This window comes from Burkholderia sp. 3C (assembly GCF_054589155.1).
In genome coordinates, this window is the sequence record NZ_BAAILN010000131.1 from 10461 (window position 1) to 27532 (window position 17072).

Below are 17072 nucleotides of genomic sequence, written 5' to 3' on the forward strand. Positions count from 1 at the left end.
ACCAGCAGCAGCGCCTGCATGTCGACGCCTTGCAGCGGGCCGCCCGGCTTCATCATGTCCAACGCCTTGCCGACCGTGTCGGTGATGAACGCGCCTTCCTCCGGCGGCAGCTTGCCGGCCTCCTGCATCAGCTCGTGCACCAGCGGCTGCCAGTGGCTCGGCGGGGTGTTCGCCATCATGTCGGGCATCCAGCCGGCCATCGTGTCGAGCACGATGGCCGTTTCGTGCGGCGTGCGCATGTCGGGCGGCACGTGCGCGAGATGGTTCATCACGGCGCGCATGTTGGCGGCGGCATCCTGGCCGGCGCCGGGCGAGTCGGCGAATTCCGGGTGGAACGCGTTCAGGGCCAGGCCGTTCAGCACCTGCATGCGGTCTTGCGGCGGCAGCAGGTGGACCTGATCGCTGATCGCGCGGAACGCCGACTGGTGCGCGCCGCGCGAATCGACCTTGTTCAGCATCTTGGCCAGATCGCCGAGCAGCACCGCGCGCTGGGCCAGCGGCGTGACGTGCTGCGCGGCAGCGATCGCGCCGTGCACGTCGCGCGCCTTGAGCGTGTTGGGGGGCATCGATGCGATCGTCTTGCAGAGCGTCTGCACGGCTTGCTCGGCCACGGCGGCCCGTTGCCCCGGGGGCAGGTCGGGCAGGCTCACGTGGCCCGCGTTGGCCTCGCTGATCGGGCGGCTGCCCATCAGTTGCAGCAGGTCGTCGATGTGGGTGGCCGGGTCCGGCGCGTAATTGCTCATCACATTGAGCTGGCCCGCCCACAGGTGGGCGTTCTGCACCGGGTCTTGCGGCAGCGCCGTGTAGGCCGGCGGCGCGTCGCCGACGGGCGCCAGATCCTCCTGGAGCAGCGCGGCGAGATCGTTGTCGGGGCGCGGTTGAGCGGCCGCCGGTGGCGCGCCTTGCGGACGCGTGGCGTGCGGAATCGGCGGCGGCGCGCTTTGCGGGCGCGTGGCGTGCGGGATGGGCGGCGGTGTGCCTTGCGGACGCGTCGCGTTAGGAATTGGCGGCGGCGCGCCTTGCGGACGCGTGGCGTGCGGGATGGGCGGCGGTGCGCCTTGCGGACGCGTGGCGTTTGGAATCGGCGGCGGCGTGCCCGACGGACGCGGACGTGCGGGAAGCGGGGGCGGTGTGCCGGGCGGACGCGATGAGGCCGATGGCGGGCGCGGCGGCACGGCCGGTGCGGCCGATTGCGATGCCGTGGGGCTCGCCGACGCGGTGGCGGCGGCCGATTCCGGGCGCTGCTGCATGGCCGGCGCCGAATCCTGCGAATCCGGCTTGGATTCGGTCTCCTGCCTGGGCGGCGTCGGCGTGGCGGTCGTTTTGTCTTCCGCGCCTGGCTTGCCCTCCGAACCCGCCAGCAGCGCGGCCATGTTCGCCGGCATCGACAGTTGCGCGTGATCGCCCGATGACGACGCTTCCTCACGCGCCTCGCTGCCCGCCTTCGCCTGCCCCGCGCCGGACGTCTTGGCACGCTGGGGCCGCCGCACCGCGCCGAGCCGTTGCAGCGTGGCCGAACCGGACGCCTGCTGGCTTGCCGCGCCGGTGGGCGCTGGCGTCGGTGCGCCGGCATGCCCGTTGCCCGGGCCGGTCGTCGGCGTGGACGGCCGGTCGATTCTGGACGAATTGTTCAGCGAGTTGAGGGGCATCGGGCGTGATTCCGGTAAAGAGCCGGGTGGCGCGGTCTCGCCCGGCCGATGCGTTCGATGCAATCGAGGCGGGGCGCGGCAGTCCGGCGTCTTGCGGCGAGACAAGTTCGGTGACTTAACACGTTTAACCCGGCCGCGCGCCTCGCGCCGGCCGAAAGCCGAACCCCGATCGCGAAACCCGAAGTTTCCCGGCAGCCAGGCTTCCCGGCAGCCAGGCTCGACCCGCCGACCCGCCGACCCGCCAGATCGCGCCCCCGAAACCCCTCAGACCACCCCAGTCGTCATCGGCAGCGCCTTCACCCCACGCAGCGTGTTGCGATGACGCCATTCGAGCGCGTCGAGGTTCACCGGCTGCAAGTTCGGGAAGCGCGCGAGCAGCGCGCCGATCGCGATCTCCATTTCCATCTGCGCGAGCCGCGCACCGAGGCAGTAATGGATGCCGCCCGCGAACACCGGCGCGGCCTTCGCATTCGCGCGCCGGATATCGAACCGGTCCGGCTCGGGGAACACGGCCGGATCGCGGTTGGCCGAACCGATCAGCATGAACACCATCGTGCCGCGCGGCAGGATCTGGCCGGCCACCTCGATATCGTCGAAGCTGGCGCGCACCGTCAGTTGCACCGAGCTGTCGTAGCGCAGGCATTCGGCGATCGTCGACGGCAGCAACGCCGGGTCGCCGCGCAGCTCGGCCAGGCTGTCGGGGTGGCGGAACAGCGCGATCATCGCGTTGCCGAGCGCGTTCGAGGTGGTTTCGTGGCCGGCGATGAACAGCAGCATGACGTTGGCGATCACTTCCTTTTCGACGAAGGTCTCGCCTTCGTCCTCCACGCTCAACAGCGCCGAGATCAGGTCGTCGCCGGGCTGGCCGCGCCGCGCCGCGATCACGCCCTCGAAATAGCGCTCGAGCGCGAGCGCGCCTTCGTTGGCCTCGTTCAGCATGACCGCATCGAGCGGCGCCAGCTCGAACGCGGCGGCCATGCAACTGGCCGCGTGGCCGAGCCGCGTGCCGTCGTCGAACGGGATGTCGAGCAGGCGGCAGATGATGTTCAGCGGCAGCGGCTGCGCGTATTCGGCCACGAAGTCGAACGCGGGCTTGGCGGCGATCGCGTCGAGCAGCTCGTGCGTCGAGACCTCGACGATCTCGCGCAGGCTTTCGACCTGCCGCGCGTTGAACGCCTTCATCAGCAGCGTGCGCAGGCGTGTATGGCTCGGCGGATTCATCATCAGGAACATCCGGCTCAACATCTGGAACACCGGCATGTCGACCTTGTCGTCGCCGTAGCGCACGCGCACGCTCTCCAGATAGGTGCGCCCGGCGCGGCGCTCGCGCAGCAGCGTGTCGATCACGGCGTAGTCGCCGGTCACGCGCGCGTTCGGCGCGATTTCGATCAGCGGGCCCTTGGCGCGCAACTGCGCGTAGAGCGGATACGGATCGGCGAAGAACGCCGGCGACGAAAACATCGAGAAATTCATGGAATGGGCAGGCGCGGAGGGGACGGTGACCTCCATAACACCAAGCCGGGCCGATTTATTCCATCGTCACATCAATTTTCGTATGGCAGGCCGGCGCTTCGCATGGCGTGCGTATCCCGCATCGCGGAACCGCGCCACGCACCCCGCCATTTTCGCCGTGCCCGACGACATCCCCGCTTGTAAAAACCGCCCGCGCGGATTCCGCCGCGAATCCGGAGCAGTGCAGCATGCGTCGCAAACCCTTGCCGGACAAGGCTCGCCGGCTGTCGCCCGAGCGGGCCTGCGATTTGCTGCGCAGCCCCCATGCCGCCTCGCGCACGACCGTGCGAGGCGATCCTGCCCTGGAGTGCCGTGCGATGTCCGAAGTCATCCTGTTTCCGTTGCCGCCCGATCCGGCCGCTGCCGCGCGCCGCATGCTGGCGTGGCTGGCCGCCCTCGTCATGCCGCGCACCACGAACCGCGACGACGAGGCCGACGGCCGCCCGGCCCCGCCCGGCGGCGCGCGCGCTCACGATGCGAACGACGGCCCCGGGCGCGAGGCCGAGGCGCACGACGGGGGCGGAGGCGGCCGCCGCGACGGGCCGCGCGACGGCGACGACCGCCGCCACACCGGCGGCGATGGCGATGGAAATGGCGACGGAAATGGCGACGGCGGCCGCAACGGCGGCAAAGCACGCGACGGCGATGGAAAAGGCAACGACGGCAACGGCGACGACAACGACGACGCCCCCAAACGCAAACGCCCCGGCAAGAAGCCGCTGATCATTCTCGCGATCGTGGTGGTGGTGCTCGCGATCGGCGCGCTGGTCTGGTGGTTCCTGACGCGCAACGAGGTCAGCACCGACGACGCCTACACCGACGGCAACGCGATCACGATCGCGCCGCATGTGTCCGGCTACGTGACGCGCCTGAACGTCGACGACAACCGCTTCGTGCACCGCGGCGACGTGCTGGTGCAGATCGATCCGCGCGACTACCGCGCCCAGCTCGAATCGGCCGACGCGCAACTGGGGCTGGCGAAGGCGCAACTCGATTCGGCGCGCGTGCAGCTCGACATCGCGCGCGTGCAGTACCCGGCGCAGTACGCCCAGGCGCGCGCGCAGATCGAATCGGCCGATGCGGCCTACAAGCAGGCGCAGGCCGCGCAGCAACGCCAGCACGCGGTGGACGCCCGCGCCACCTCGAAGCAGCAGGTGGACGCGGCCGACGCGCAACGCGCCAGCGCCGATGCGAACGTGGCGATGGCCCGCGCGCAGGCCCGCACCGCCGCGCTGGTGCCGCAGCAGTTGCGCCAGGTGGAGAGCACCATCGAGGAGCGCCGCCAGCAGGTGCTGCAAGCACAGGCGCAGCGCGATCAGGCCGAGTTGAACCTGTCCTATTGCGAGATCCGCGCGCCGTCCGACGGCTGGGTCACGCGCCGCAACGTGCAGCTCGGCGCGTTCCTGCAAACGGGGGCGTCGCTGTTCTCGCTGGTCACGCCGCGCGTGTGGATCACGGCGAACTTCAAGGAATCGCAGCTCGAACGGATGCGCATCGGCGACAAGGTGGACGTGTCGATCGATGCCTATCCGAGCCTCGACCTGCACGGCCACGTGGACAGCATCCAGCTCGGCAGCGGCTCGCGCTTCTCGGCGTTCCCGGCCGAGAACGCCACCGGCAACTTCGTGAAGATCGTGCAGCGCGTGCCGGTGAAGATCGTGCTCGACGGCACGCCGCCGAACAATCCGCCGCTCGGCCTCGGCCTGTCGGTGACGCCGACCGTGCATCTGCCGTGAGCGCCGCCATGCCGCTGTCTTCCCTGTCTTCCCTGTCTTTCCTGCCGTTTCTGCCATTGCGTCGCGAGGATTGCCGATGAGCACCGCCCACCCCGCCGCCAGCGAGCGCGCCTGGCGGCCCGCCGCGAACCCCTGGCTGATCGCGATCGCCGTCACGCTGGCGGCGTTCATGGAGGTGCTCGACACCACCATCGTCAACGTCGCGCTGCCGCACATCGCGGGCACCATGTCGGCCAGCTACGACGAGGCCACCTGGACGCTGACCTCGTACCTCGTCGCCAACGGCATCGTGCTGCCGATTTCCGGCTTCCTGGGCCGGCTGCTCGGGCGCAAGCGCTACTTCGTGATCTGCATCGCCGCGTTCACGGTGTGCTCGTTCCTGTGCGGGATCGCCACCAACCTCGGCCAGCTGATCGTGTTCCGCATCCTGCAGGGCCTGTTCGGCGGCGGCCTGCAGCCGAACCAGCAATCGATCATCCTCGACACGTTCCCGCCCGAGCAGCGCAATCGCGCGTTTTCGATTTCGGCCATCGCGATCGTGGTCGCGCCGGTGCTCGGGCCGACGCTCGGCGGCTGGATCACCGATACGTTCTCGTGGCGCTGGGTGTTCCTGCTCAACGTGCCGGTGGGGATCCTGACGGTGCTGGCCGTGATGCAACTGGTGGAGGACCCGCCGTGGCGGCGCGACGGCGAGCGCGGCATCCGCATCGACTACATCGGCATCGGCCTGATCGCGATCGGGCTGGGCTGCCTGCAGGTGATGCTCGACCGCGGCGAGGACGAGGACTGGTTCGGCTCGAACTTCATCCGGATCTTCGCGGTGCTGGCGGCGGCGGGGATCACCGGCGCGATTCTCTGGCTGCGCTATGCGAAAAAACCGGTGGTCGATCTCGCCTGCCTGCGCGACCGCAATTTCACGCTCGGCTGCGTCACCATCGCGATGTTCGCGGCCGTGCTGTACGGCAGCGCCGTGATCGTGCCGCAGCTCGCGCAGCAGCAGCTCGGCTACACGGCCACGCTGGCCGGGCTGGTGCTGTCGCCCGGCGCGATCCTGATCACGATGGAGATCCCGATCGTCAGCAAGCTGATGCCGCACGTGCAGACGCGCTACCTGGTGGCCACCGGCTTCGTGCTGCTGGCCGCGTCGCTCGCCTATTCGCGCATCCTGGTGCCCGACATCGACTACCGGCACCTGATGTTGATCCGCTGCGCGCAATCGATGGCGATCGGCTTCCTGTTCGTGCCGATCACCACGCTCGCCTACCTGACGATCCCGCCACGCCTGAACGACGACGCCTCGGCGCTGTTTACCATGTTCCGCAACGTGGCCGGCTCGATCGGCATTTCGGTGTCCACGGCGATGATCCGCGAGCGTGCGCAGGCGCGCATGGCGCATCTGTCCGAGCACATGTCGCCGTTCTCGCAGAACTTCCAGGACGCCTTGCAGCGCAACGCGCAGCAAATCACCGCGCTGACCGGCGCGTCGCCTTCGGCGGCGTTGCAGACGGCGAACGGGCGGCTCTACGAAACCTTTGTCTCGCAGGCCACGATCCTCGCGTATATCGACGTGTTCGCGATTCTCGCGATCTTCTGCGCGGCCTGCATTCCACTGACATTCCTGTTCACGCCGGCGAAGGCGGCGGGCGGACCGGGAGGACATTGACGATGAGGCACGGCATGAACCTGCGCGCGATCGCCGCCGCCGCTACCGCGGCCATGGCCGGATGCGCCCTGCTGGGGGCCTGCACGGTGGGGCCGGATTTCAAACCGCCGCACGCCAACGCGCCGGCGCAGTGGCACGACCTGGGCGTGGCGAGTGGCGCGGAACCGAACGCGGGAGCATCGGCTTCCGCTTCGGCACCGGCTTCGGCACCCACCTCGACCACCAACGTCGCCTCCACCCCCGTGGTCGATGCCGATCCGGACCCGCGCTGGTGGCGCGCGTTCCACGATCCATTGCTCGACCAGTTGATCGAGCGCGCCGCGCACGACAACCTCGACGTGCGCACCGCCGTGACGCGCATCGCCGAGGCCCGCGAGCAACTGCATCAGGCGGCGGCGCAGGGCCTGCCGAACGTGCGTGCGACGGCCAGCTACCAGCGCGAGCAACTCGGCGTGAAGGGGATTCTGGAGGACGAGGGCATCAACGACCGGATCGACAGCCTCAGCGCGCCCGGCTCGGCGCTGGCCGGCGCGGTGCCGGGCGGCGGCGCGGCGGTGCGGCAGGGTGCGCAGAGCGCGCTCGATTCGATCTCGTCGCCAACCAATCTCTGGCAGGCCGGCTTCGATGCGTCGTGGGAACTCGACCTGTTCGGCCGCGTGCGGCGTTCGGTGGAGGCGGCCGGCGCGCAGGCGCAGGCCGCGGTGGCCGGCCGCGACGACGCGCTGCTCTCGCTGGAGGCCGAGGTGGCGCAGACCTACCTCCAATATCGCGGCGCGCAGGCGTTGCGCACGCTGACACTGTCGCTGGCCGATTCGCAGCAGCAGTTCCTCGACCTGACGCGCGAGCGCGCCGCGCACGGGCTGACCAGCCAGCTCGACGTGCGCAGCGCCGACGCGCGGCTCGCGCAGATTCGCGCGCAACTGCCGCAATACGAGCAGCAACTGGCGACCTTGCGCAACGGCCTGGCCTATCTGGTGGGCGGCGCGCCGGGGGCGCTCGACGACGTGCTCGACGCGTCGGGCGCATTGCCCGCGCTGCCGCCCACGGTGCCGGTCGGCATGCCGTCGACGCTGGCGCGCCGGCGGCCCGACGTGCGCCGCGCCGAACTCGACCTGCACGCGGCCACCGCCGAGGTCGGCGTGGCGGTCGCGCAGTTCTATCCGGATATCTCGCTGACCGGGCAGATCGGCCTGCGCTCCACACACGCGCGCGAGCTGGCGCAGTGGTCACATCTGTTCTACTCGGCCGGGCCGGCGATTTCGTTGCCGATTTTCCAGGGCGGCGCGCTGATCTCGAACCTGCGGCTGTCGAAGGCGCAGCAGAAGGAGGCGGCGCTGGCCTACCGGCGCGCGGTGCTGGTGGCGCTGCGCGACGTGGACAACGCACTGGCCGTCTATCGCACCGATCAAGGCCGGCGTGCCGCGCTCGACGACGCGACGCGGGCCGAGCGCGGCGCGCTCGATCTCGCGAACGACAGCTATCGCAAGGGGATCGTCACGTATCTCGACGTGCTCGACGCCGAACGTCAGTGGTCCGAATCGCGCCAGCAGGCGGTGCAGGGCGAATTGCAGGCCACCACCGATCTGGTCGCGCTGTACAAGGCGCTCGGCGGCGGCTGGCGCACCGGCGACACGCGCGAGGTGGCGACGGGCGGCACGCCGCCCGAGGCGGCCGGAAGCGGGAACGGAGACGGAAGCGAGACCGGGGGCGATGCGGCGGCGCATTGACCGTCAGGCGCCAGGCCGCTCGTTCGAAGCGGAGGCCCGGCGGATGGCCCGCGCCCGCTTCTGCCCGTTACTCCTTGACCGACCAGCTCGCGCCGCCGTGGCTGTCGCGCACGAAGGCGTCGATGGCATTTTCCACGGGATCGGGGCCGTTGCCGGCGCGCGCGGTCCAGACCAGTTCGAAGCGGCGGCAGATCGCGCCGGTGGCGGCGTGGCATTGCGTGCCGGTCAGCCGGATGCGGCAGCGCAGGCCGCCGAGCCGATCCAGCATGATCGTGGTGCGCGGCGTGTCGCCCGCGTCGCCGCGCGTCTCGTCGATCGACAGCCACGCGTGACGCCGGTGCGGCAGGTGCAGTTCGAGCCGCTTCAGGCCGACCAGCACCGCCAGCCCCAGCGCCGTGCCGAGCCCGGCCAGCACCAGTTGGCCGCCGCCCGCGCACAGGCCGATCATCGTCACGAACCACAGCGTGGCGGCAGTGGTGATGCCCTTCACCAGCCCGTCGCGGCGCAGGATCGCGCCCGCGCCGATGAAGCCCATGCCCGACAGGATGCCCAGCGGCAGGCGCATCAAATCGAGCACGGCGAACGACTGCGCGCCCTTGCCCGATTGCATGAGCAGCGCGTTGACCTCCAGCATCGCCAGGCACGCGGTCAGGCACACCAGCATGGTGGTGCGCAGGCCGGCGGCCTTGCCCGATTCACCGCGATTCAGGCCGATCAACAGGCCCGCGACGAGACAGACGGCAAGCCGGGCGGCGATATCGGCGAAATCGAGGACGAGCGGCATCGGATGCATGGGCGAGAACCTGTTGCGAAGAGATAGCGTTGTTCGCGCAAGGGGCATGCCCATCGTGGCTTCGCCCCGAAGCTTGCCGGCACGGCAGCCGCCCACGAAAAAAGGGCGCCGCGCAAGACGACGCCCATCGAACGCCTCGCTGTCGACACGAGGCGGCAGCGGCGCCGGAGCGCCGCCTGAGAGACTAGTTCGGCCCGCGCGGGTTGCGCACCGGCGAGCGCAGGCCCAGCTCCTCGGCGAAGCTGCGCGCGCGCGAGGCGGGGGGCGCGTTCAGGCCTTCGTAGTGGCGCACCACCTGCGCCTCCCACACGGCATCGGCGGAACTGAGCCAGCCGTTCAGGTCGAGTTGCGGCGCGCTGCGCACGGTGGCGGCCGGCGCCGCGATCATCAGCGTGGCCGCCTCGGTGTCGAGCGTCACGTAATCCCACGGCACGGCCGCGAGCTGGCGCACGTGCGCCAGCTCAGACGTCGGCGCGAGCGCCACCAGCGCGTAGGCGATGCGGCCGGTGCGCAGGTCGAGGATCGCGTCGCTGACATGGCCGATCGCCTCGCCATCCGAGGTGCGCGCGATGGTGCCGTCGAGCAGATGGGCCAGCGCGGAGCCGCGGTGGGCGTAGCGCGCGTCGGGATGCACGGCGTCGCGTTCGGGTTCGGGACCAAGGGGAATCATGCGGGCCTCCTGTTCAAATCAACGATGACGGGATGAAGTTGCCTCGGGCGCGGCCGCATCAGCGCGGCTGCGAGACGTAATCGAGTGTTTCGCCGATCGCGCTGCGCGCCGACACGTCGCAACGCGTGGCCACATCGCCGATCGACACCATGCCGACCAGCCGCAGGTCGGGAGAGATCACCGGCATGCGGCGCATTTGCGTGGACGCCATGCGTTGCAGCACGACACCGACGGCTTCGTGTTCGCGGCAGGTCGCGATCGGCACCGAGGCCACTTCGCGCACGCTCGCGCCGCCGTCCTTGCCCGAGGCCAGCGCGCGCGTGACGAGGTCGCGGTCGGTCACCATGCCGACCACGCGCGGGCCGTCGCACACGGGCAGCGCGCCCACGTCGTGTTTCGCCATCAGTTGCGCGGCGTGATGAATCGTGTCGTTCGGCGCGACGTGCACGATGTCCTGCGACATGATCTGGCGGATGCGTTGCATCGCGGTCTCCGTTGTCGGGCTGCTGAACAACAGGACTATGCAAGGGCCGTGCCGGGCGGGGAAATGCTTCGAAACGCCCTGCATTGCGTTGAAAAACCGTCAGCCGCCGCGCCGAGAGGCACAGCGGCACGAACGATTTACAAGCGATGGTAAGGATTGCGTGGTACCGCCGGATACGGGGGCGGATTATTTCGGATGCCGCATGATGGGAAATCGGCCAGGACGCCGATAAGTTTTCGTGCGATGCTTGGCAGCCCGAATCGCGCGGAAACCGCCGCCGGGTGATCGGGTACTATCTCGAAATGATGTGCTGCGCGCGGCTTCGATCGTTTTGCCGGCCGGCACGATCATGTAAAGATGCCGATCGGGAATTGATTTTTACAATGTGTTCGCGTTACCCAAATAGAAATAACTGATCGCAAGCCGCGGCGCGATCTGCTTTCCTTTAGGCTGTGCTTGTTCTTTCACCGATTGCGCCTTCCGGCGCGATGCCCATTTGTCCGTGTCGCCTGTTCCACCGGCTTCCCCGAGCGTTCGTGCCTGCCGCGTCGTCGTGCGGGCCGGCCGTCATGCATCGGACAAGGAGATCTCATGCCCCGTCTGCTCATCGTCGATGACGATGCCGACACCCGTGAAATGCTCGTCGCGCTCGCGAAGACGCGCGACTTGCCGTGCGACGCCGCCGCTTCGCTCGGCGAGGCGCGCTCGCGCATGCTGACCCAGCGCTACGACCTCGTGCTTTGCGACCTCGTGCTGCCCGACGGCAACGGCATCGAACTGTTCGACGATTTCCCCAAGCAGGACAAGCCGTTCGAGCTGGTGTTCGCCACCGGCCACGCCACGCTCGACACCGCGATCAACGCGATGCGCCAGGGCGCGTCCGATTACCTGATCAAGCCGTTCAACATGGCGCGCCTCGATACGCTGTTCAAGCGCGTCGCGCACGTGGAGGCGCGGCTCGACGAAGTGCAGGCGATGCGCGCCGAACTGGAGCGCGCCGGCCGTTTCGGCCGCCTGATCGGCAATTCGCCGGTAATGCGCACCATGTACGACGCGCTGGCGCGCGTGGCCGCCACCGAGGCCTCGGTGCTGCTGACCGGCGAATCGGGCACCGGCAAGGAGGTGGCCGCGCAGACCATCCACGAACTGAGCTACCGCAGCCGCAGCCCGTTCGTGGCCGTCAACTGCGGCGCGATTCCGGCCAACCTGGTCGAGAGCGAGCTGTTCGGCCATGACCGCGGCAGCTTCACGGGCGCCGACCGCCAGCACAAGGGCTTCTTCGAGCGTGCCCACGGCGGCACGCTGTTCCTCGACGAAATCACCGAAATGCCGGTGGAATTGCAGGTCAAGCTGCTGCGCGTGCTCGAAACGGGGCAGGTGATGCGGCTCGGCTCGTCGCGCGAAACGCCGGTGGACGTGCGCATCGTGGCCGCCACCAATCGCGATCCGTCGGGGGCCGTCGAGGCCGGCACGCTGCGCGCCGATCTCTATCACCGCATCAACGTGTTCCCGCTGGCGATGCCGCCGCTGCGCGAGCGCGGCGACGATATCGTGTTGCTGGCCGATACGTTTCTCGCCAAGCTCAACCTCGATAGCGGGCGCGAGATGGCGTTCAGCGCCGGCGCGAAGGCCGCGTTGCGGCAGTACGCGTGGCCCGGCAACGTGCGCGAGCTGCGCAATTTCGTGCAGCGCGCCTGCATCTTCAGCGACGGCGCTCAGATCGACGTGCTGCCGCCGCCCGTCATGAACGCAGGCGGAAAGCACGAGCACGACGGCACGGTCAAGGCGCAGGCCGAGGAGATTCTCGGCGAGGGCCTGCGCACCGTGCAGGACGGCATGGCCGCGGCGCATCGCGGCGGCGGCGAACGCGACTGAGCGTTGCCGCGCCGCCTTCGTCGGCATTTGTCGGCATCCGTCGGGATGCCAGCGGCGCGCCCGCGCCGCGCGCGTTCAAGGCTGCGCCGGCGTGTCTTCGTGGGCGCGCGCCAGATATGCGTTGACGATCTCGGGCAGGTGCTGTTCGAGCCAGTGCGCCATCGCGATTTCTTCCGGCAGGATTCGTTCGCACACGGTCAGCGTGGCCGTGTCGCCGGCCGTGCGCGCGGTGGAGATCAGCGTGCGATACGCGGCGATCTGAAAGTTCTCGAAGGCGAAGCACGAGATCGCGTTCTTGATCGGCTCGTCCGACGAGAACATCGCCGTGAAGGCCTGCAGCGCGGCCAGGCTGCGCGCGCCGAAATCCTTGATTGCCGAGACGTCGCTGCCGCGCCGCCCCACGCATTCGCGAATCAAACGAGCGTGTTCCTGCGTTTCGCGCAGATGCTGCTCGAGGCGCGCTCTCAACGCCGGATAGTGTTCGAGCCGCCGCGCCATGGCGGCCAGCATCGTGCCGGCCTGTTCTTCCATCGCGTGCGCGTCACGCAGCCATTCGTCCAGATGCTCGTCGACCGAGCGCTTCGTTTGGGCCATGTCGGACTCCTGTCGATTGAGATTCAGGCCGGCGAACTGCGCCGGCAAGCGCGGCGGGGCGGGATCGGCCGGTCGTGCGCAACGGGATCGGACACGCCGGCTCCTCCGGGAAAGCGCCAAGCGCGCCACGCGTGAGAGGACGCAAGCGGCGGGCCCGACGACGGCACGCGGTGAGCGCGCGATCGGGCCGGCGCTTTTTGCAATCGCTTGTCAAAGTCTCCCGGCGGGGCCGGCATGTGCGGGGCCTGCGGGCCGGGCCGGCGGCCCGGGCATGGCCGATGCGGCCCGGGAGGATGGCCGCGTGCGGCTGAAGGCGTCCGCCTGCATGCCGACGATGGTGGATGGCCGCCGCGCGCGCCGGCTCGTGATGGCCGCCTGCGTCGCGCGAATCGCCTGACCGCCATCCCCGATCCCGTTCACGCACAGGAGCATCGATGACCGCCAACCCGTTGCCGTTGGGCCGCCGCCTGCACAGCCCCGAACCCGGCATTCCCGAGATTCCCGAAACCGATCCCGAGCCGTCGCCCGATCCCGGCCAGCAGCCCGACGAGGTGCCCCCGCCGTATCGCGAGCCGGACGGCGACCCGGTGCCGCCGGTTCGAGGCGCGACCACGCCGTAACGTCGTGACGCCACGCCGAGTGGCTGTCGAGCGCGCCTTTCGATGCTCTCGCGCGTCTTGCGTCGCGCTCGGCATGGCCCCGTTTGTCCCGACAAAACCCTCAGGATCGCCAGTCGTTCGTTCTGCGTAGTTTTTGCACGGCACGCGGATTACCGCCGCCGCGTCGCTGCATTGCCGTTTGCGCAGCAAAAACTGCCGGGCGGAATTGCCGCCCGCCGTCTCCTTCTTCTCTCGCCTGCCGGTCACTTCGACCGTTTCCCGCTCAAACCGAAAACGCACGCCCGGCGCGGCATCCGGAGCTTCCCTTACGTCCGCTTATTTTGGATTTTTTTATATTTTTTTCTCTCGATCATGTCGTCCGATAGAAAGCTTCTTTGCAGAAGGCCATCGTTTTCCTTTCGAGCGGATGTGCATGATGAGTCTCTCCCATCTCAAAGTTTCAATCTGCATTCCTACCTACCGGCGTGCCCATCTGATCGGCCAGTGTCTCGATTCCTGCCTGGCGCAGACCCATCGCAACCTCGAGATCGTGATCGGCGACGATTCCCCCGACGACCATACGGAACGCCTGATCCGCCGCCGCTACGGCGAGGACCCGCGCATTCGCTACACACGCAACCAGCCGGGGCTCGGCCAGGCGCACAACGTCACGAACCTGTTCCGGCGCGCGACCGGCGACAAGATCCTGCTGATCCACGACGACGATTTCCTGCTCGATTTCGGTGTGGAGCGGCTGCTTGCGGAATGGACGCGCCATCCCGATCTCGACGCCGCGTTCGGCAACCAGTACGTAGTCGATCACGACGGCCGCATCAACCGCGCGGCCACGCGCCGGCTCAATCAGATGTTCCATCGCTCGCGCGCCACGGCCGGCTTGCAGGCGCCGCCGGGCCGCGTGGGCCTGGTGCAGATGTTCCCGAACAACGGCTGGCTCGCCAATGCCGAGCTGGTCAAGCGGATCGGTTATGAGGATACCTACGGGTCCTGTTGCGATTACGTGTTCAATACGCGGCTGTGTCTGGCCGCGCGGCGCATCAGCTTCGTCGATGCGTTCGTGTCGTGCTATCGCGAAACCGATGCGTCGATCTCGCAGGCCACGCGCCACACGATGCGCTCGGCCTCGCTGATGGCCTGGCACTTCGTCACCGAACTGGATCTGCCGCCCGATCTCGAACCGGCGCGGCGGTTGGCGTTGCGGCGGCTGGTGCCGATCGTGGTGTCGCTGTACGCGCGCAATCACGAGCCGCGCACGAGCCTGGAGATCGCGCTGGGCAACCTCGATGCGTATCGCTTCGGCTTCAGCCCGCGCCTCTATTACCACTTGCTGATGATGTGGCGCGGGCGGCACGGGCCGGTGGCGGCAAGCCTGCCCTGACGACGGCGCGCGGCGCGCGCAAAAAAACGCCGACCCGAAGGTCGGCGGCGTGGCCGGTGGAGGCGCGCAAAGGCCCGCGATGCGTCAGCCGAGGCGCGTCTTCCGCCGTTATTTCGGCCAGCGCCAGGCCGGTTCGCTCAGATGTTCGGCGAAGTAGTCGGACAGCGCGCCGACCTTGGCCGGCCGCGCGCGCGCCGACGGCGTGACGAAGTACAGGCCGCCCTTGGTGAGCGACCAATCGGTGAGCACCCCTTCGAGCCGGCCGTCGGCCAGATATTCGCCCGCGATGAATTCGGGCAGTTCGGCGAGCGCCATGCCTTCCAGCAACATCGGCAGCAGCGCATCCGCGTTCGTCACGCGCAGCGGGCCGTTCGGCATCACCGGTTCTTCTTCACCGGCCTCGTTGGTGAAGCGCCAGACATCGCTGCGCGCGCGATACGCATACGACATGCAGGGCCGTTCGGCCAGATCGCGCGGATGCGCGGGCCGCCCCTCGCGTTCCAGATAGGCTGGCGACGCCACCACATATTGGGTGACCGCGCACAGCCGCCGCGCGACCAGCGACGAATCGGGCAGCGCCGCAATGCGCAGCGCCGCGTCGAAACCGTCGGCCACCAGGTCGACGGTCGAATCGGCCAGATGCAGATCCACCGATACGTCGGGAAACTGACGAAAGAAGCCCGGCATCAGCGGCGCGACCCAGCGCAGCCCGAACGACATCGGCACCGCGAGCCGCACCAGGCCGCGCGGCCGCACCGACAACTCGCGCGCCGCGCCCTCGGCCGCCTCGGCCAGCCGATAGATGTCGCCGGCACGCTCGCACAGCGTGCGGCCGAACTCCGTGAGCGCGAGCTGGCGCGACGTGCGATTGAACACGCGCGCGCCGAGCCGGTCCTCCAGGCGCGCCACGCCGCGCGACACCGTGGCCACCGAGACGCCCATCGCCCGCGCGGCGGCGGCGAACGAACCTTCCTCCGCCACCTTGGCGAACATCGCGAGTCCTTCGAAATCAGGCAGTTTCGACATGGGCATTCATCATTTCAATTTTGCAACGTTGGTTTGCGATCCATTCTATTTCGGAAGTTCAGGGGCGTCGATAAGCTTCATCCATCGCAGCACACAAGCCGCCGCGAACGCCGCCAACCGGTGGCGTCAACCGATTCGACCGAACTCAGGAGAAACATCATGGCACGCAAGCTCGACAACAAAATCGCCCTCGTCACCGGCGGCACCAGCGGCATCGGCCTGGCCACCGCGCAACGTTTCGCCGCCGAAGGCGCGCACGTCTACCTGACCGGCCGCCGCCAGGCCGAACTCGATGCGGCGGTTGCCTCGATCCGCGAAGCGGGCGGCGCGGCCACCGGCCTGCGCGTCGATTCCACCCGGCTCGACCAGCTCGACGCGCTGTATGCGCAGATTCGCGAAGCGCACGGCCGCCTCGACGTGCTGTTCGCCAACGCCGGCGGCGGTTCGATGCTGCCGCTCGGCGAGATCACCGAAGCGCACTTCGACGACACGTTCGACCGCAACGTCAAGGCCGTGCTGTTCACGGTGCAGAAGGCGCTGCCGCTGCTGGCCGATGGCGCGTCGGTGATCCTGACCGGCTCGACGGCCGGCAGCGCGGGCACCGCGGCGTTCAGCGTGTACTCGGCCTCGAAGGCGGCGGTGCGTGCGTTCGCCCGTAGCTGGATTCTCGACCTGAAGCCGCGCCATATCCGCGTCAACACCCTCAGCCCCGGCGCGACGCGCACCCCCGGCCTGCTCGATCTGGCCGGCGACGACGCCGCGCAACGCCAGGGCCTGGCCGATTACCTCGCGGCGCAGATCCCGCTGGAACGCCTCGGCGAGCCGGAGGAAATCGCCAGCGCGGCGCTGTTCCTGGCCTCGGACGACGCCAGCTTCGTGAACGGCGCGGAACTGTTCGTCGATGGCGGCCAGCAGCAGATCTGACGGCCGGGGCCGGGCACGCACCACGCGTTGCCCGGCTCTTCAGGAGTGCGACACATCATGATCGAACATCGTCCCTTTACCGCGCTTGGCGCGATCTCGCGCGACTGGCTCGCCGCGCGGCTGCATTTTCGCCACGGCGAGATCGGGCGGCCCGAGCACGAGCCGCTCGGCCCGCTGCATGTCTGGAACGACGACGAATTCGCACCGCATGCGGGCTTCGGCCTGCATGCGCATCGCAACGTCGAAATCGTGACCTGGGTGCGTTCGGGCGCGATCACGCATGAGGACGATGCGGGCAATCGTGCGCGCATCGTGGCGGGCTGCGTGCAGGCGATGAGCGCGGGTGCGGGCGTGCATCACGCCGAACGCAACGAGGAGGACGTGCCGGCGCGGCTGTTCCAGATCTGGCTGCAGCCGCGCACCA

The 17072-nt window shown here is 68.9% G+C and carries 16 protein-coding genes and 1 pseudogene; 9 read left to right on the plus strand and 8 right to left on the minus strand.

Annotation, left to right across the window (positions count from 1 at the left end; genetic code table 11):
• The 3 genes and pseudogenes from ACYP33_RS26230 to ACYP33_RS26240 all read right to left on the minus strand — a co-directional run.
• Positions 1 to 1649, minus strand: a pseudogene (locus ACYP33_RS26230) (hypothetical protein); the annotation flags it as partial.
• Positions 1650 to 1913: 264 nt separating this feature from the next.
• Positions 1914 to 3122, minus strand: a complete 1209-nt coding sequence (locus ACYP33_RS26235; RefSeq protein ID WP_459624487.1) for a cytochrome P450 — start codon at positions 3120 to 3122, stop codon at positions 1914 to 1916.
• Between the two features lie 55 nt (positions 3123 to 3177).
• A complete protein-coding gene (locus ACYP33_RS26240; protein ID WP_459624488.1) occupies positions 3178 to 3492 on the minus strand; it encodes a hypothetical protein in 315 nt (104 codons plus the stop codon).
• Here ACYP33_RS26240 and ACYP33_RS26245 point away from each other — a divergent pair.
• From ACYP33_RS26245 to ACYP33_RS26255, 3 genes are all read left to right on the plus strand, one after another.
• On the plus strand, positions 3479 to 4897 hold the full coding sequence (locus ACYP33_RS26245) for an HlyD family secretion protein (RefSeq protein WP_459624489.1): 1419 nt from the start codon (positions 3479 to 3481) through the stop codon (positions 4895 to 4897). The two genes, ACYP33_RS26240 and ACYP33_RS26245, sit on opposite strands and share 14 nt — an antisense overlap.
• 76 nt (positions 4898 to 4973) lie before the next feature.
• Entirely contained in the window at positions 4974 to 6560 is a 1587-nt protein-coding gene (locus tag ACYP33_RS26250; RefSeq protein ID WP_459624490.1) for a DHA2 family efflux MFS transporter permease subunit, read from the plus strand.
• A gap of 14 nt (positions 6561 to 6574) precedes the next feature.
• Positions 6575 to 8287, plus strand: a complete 1713-nt coding sequence (locus ACYP33_RS26255) for an efflux transporter outer membrane subunit (RefSeq protein WP_459624513.1) — start codon at positions 6575 to 6577, stop codon at positions 8285 to 8287.
• A gap of 67 nt (positions 8288 to 8354) precedes the next feature.
• Here ACYP33_RS26255 and ACYP33_RS26260 read toward each other — a convergent pair whose 3' ends face one another.
• From ACYP33_RS26260 to ACYP33_RS26270, 3 genes are all read right to left on the minus strand, one after another.
• The gene (locus ACYP33_RS26260; RefSeq protein ID WP_459624491.1) at positions 8355 to 9080 is read right to left on the minus strand and encodes an MgtC/SapB family protein; all 726 of its coding nucleotides are present in this window, start codon (positions 9078 to 9080) and stop codon (positions 8355 to 8357) included.
• A gap of 184 nt (positions 9081 to 9264) precedes the next feature.
• Complete coding sequence (locus tag ACYP33_RS26265) at positions 9265 to 9750, minus strand: PRC-barrel domain-containing protein (RefSeq protein ID WP_414448726.1); 486 nt, start codon at positions 9748 to 9750, stop codon at positions 9265 to 9267.
• A gap of 58 nt (positions 9751 to 9808) precedes the next feature.
• The gene (locus ACYP33_RS26270; protein ID WP_459624492.1) at positions 9809 to 10234 is read right to left on the minus strand and encodes a CBS domain-containing protein; all 426 of its coding nucleotides are present in this window, start codon (positions 10232 to 10234) and stop codon (positions 9809 to 9811) included.
• A gap of 591 nt (positions 10235 to 10825) precedes the next feature.
• On the opposite strand from ACYP33_RS26270, the gene ACYP33_RS26275 reads away from it, so the two are divergent.
• Positions 10826 to 12109, plus strand: a complete 1284-nt coding sequence (locus tag ACYP33_RS26275; RefSeq protein ID WP_459624493.1) for a sigma-54-dependent transcriptional regulator — start codon at positions 10826 to 10828, stop codon at positions 12107 to 12109.
• Positions 12110 to 12184: 75 nt separating this feature from the next.
• Here ACYP33_RS26275 and ACYP33_RS26280 read toward each other — a convergent pair whose 3' ends face one another.
• Positions 12185 to 12703, minus strand: a complete 519-nt coding sequence (locus ACYP33_RS26280; protein ID WP_414440630.1) for a ferritin-like domain-containing protein — start codon at positions 12701 to 12703, stop codon at positions 12185 to 12187.
• 271 nt (positions 12704 to 12974) lie between these two features.
• Here ACYP33_RS26280 and ACYP33_RS26285 point away from each other — a divergent pair, with 271 nt between their 5' ends.
• The 3 genes from ACYP33_RS26285 (at position 12975) to ACYP33_RS26295 (ending at position 14698) form a co-directional block, all read left to right on the plus strand.
• Positions 12975 to 13100: a hypothetical protein gene (locus ACYP33_RS26285; RefSeq protein ID WP_459624494.1), complete on the plus strand. Its 126-nt coding sequence runs from the start codon at positions 12975 to 12977 to the stop codon at positions 13098 to 13100.
• A 37-nt stretch (positions 13101 to 13137) separates the two neighbouring features.
• Positions 13138 to 13323: a hypothetical protein gene (locus tag ACYP33_RS26290; protein WP_414448721.1), complete on the plus strand. Its 186-nt coding sequence runs from the start codon at positions 13138 to 13140 to the stop codon at positions 13321 to 13323.
• Between the two features lie 415 nt (positions 13324 to 13738).
• Entirely contained in the window at positions 13739 to 14698 is a 960-nt protein-coding gene (locus ACYP33_RS26295; protein WP_459624495.1) for a glycosyltransferase family 2 protein, read from the plus strand.
• Positions 14699 to 14806: 108 nt separating this feature from the next.
• On the opposite strand, the gene ACYP33_RS26300 is transcribed toward ACYP33_RS26295, so the two are convergent.
• Positions 14807 to 15724 (minus strand): LysR family transcriptional regulator, encoded by a 918-nt coding sequence (locus ACYP33_RS26300; RefSeq protein WP_459624496.1) that lies wholly within the window; start codon positions 15722 to 15724, stop codon positions 14807 to 14809.
• Between the two features lie 159 nt (positions 15725 to 15883).
• On the opposite strand from ACYP33_RS26300, the gene ACYP33_RS26305 reads away from it, so the two are divergent.
• Together ACYP33_RS26305 and ACYP33_RS26310 are read left to right on the plus strand one after the other, a co-directional pair.
• Positions 15884 to 16648: an SDR family NAD(P)-dependent oxidoreductase gene (locus ACYP33_RS26305; protein WP_414448718.1), complete on the plus strand. Its 765-nt coding sequence runs from the start codon at positions 15884 to 15886 to the stop codon at positions 16646 to 16648.
• A 57-nt stretch (positions 16649 to 16705) separates the two neighbouring features.
• A partial coding sequence (locus ACYP33_RS26310) for a pirin family protein (protein WP_459624497.1) occupies positions 16706 to 17072 on the plus strand: 367 nt, incomplete at its 3' end.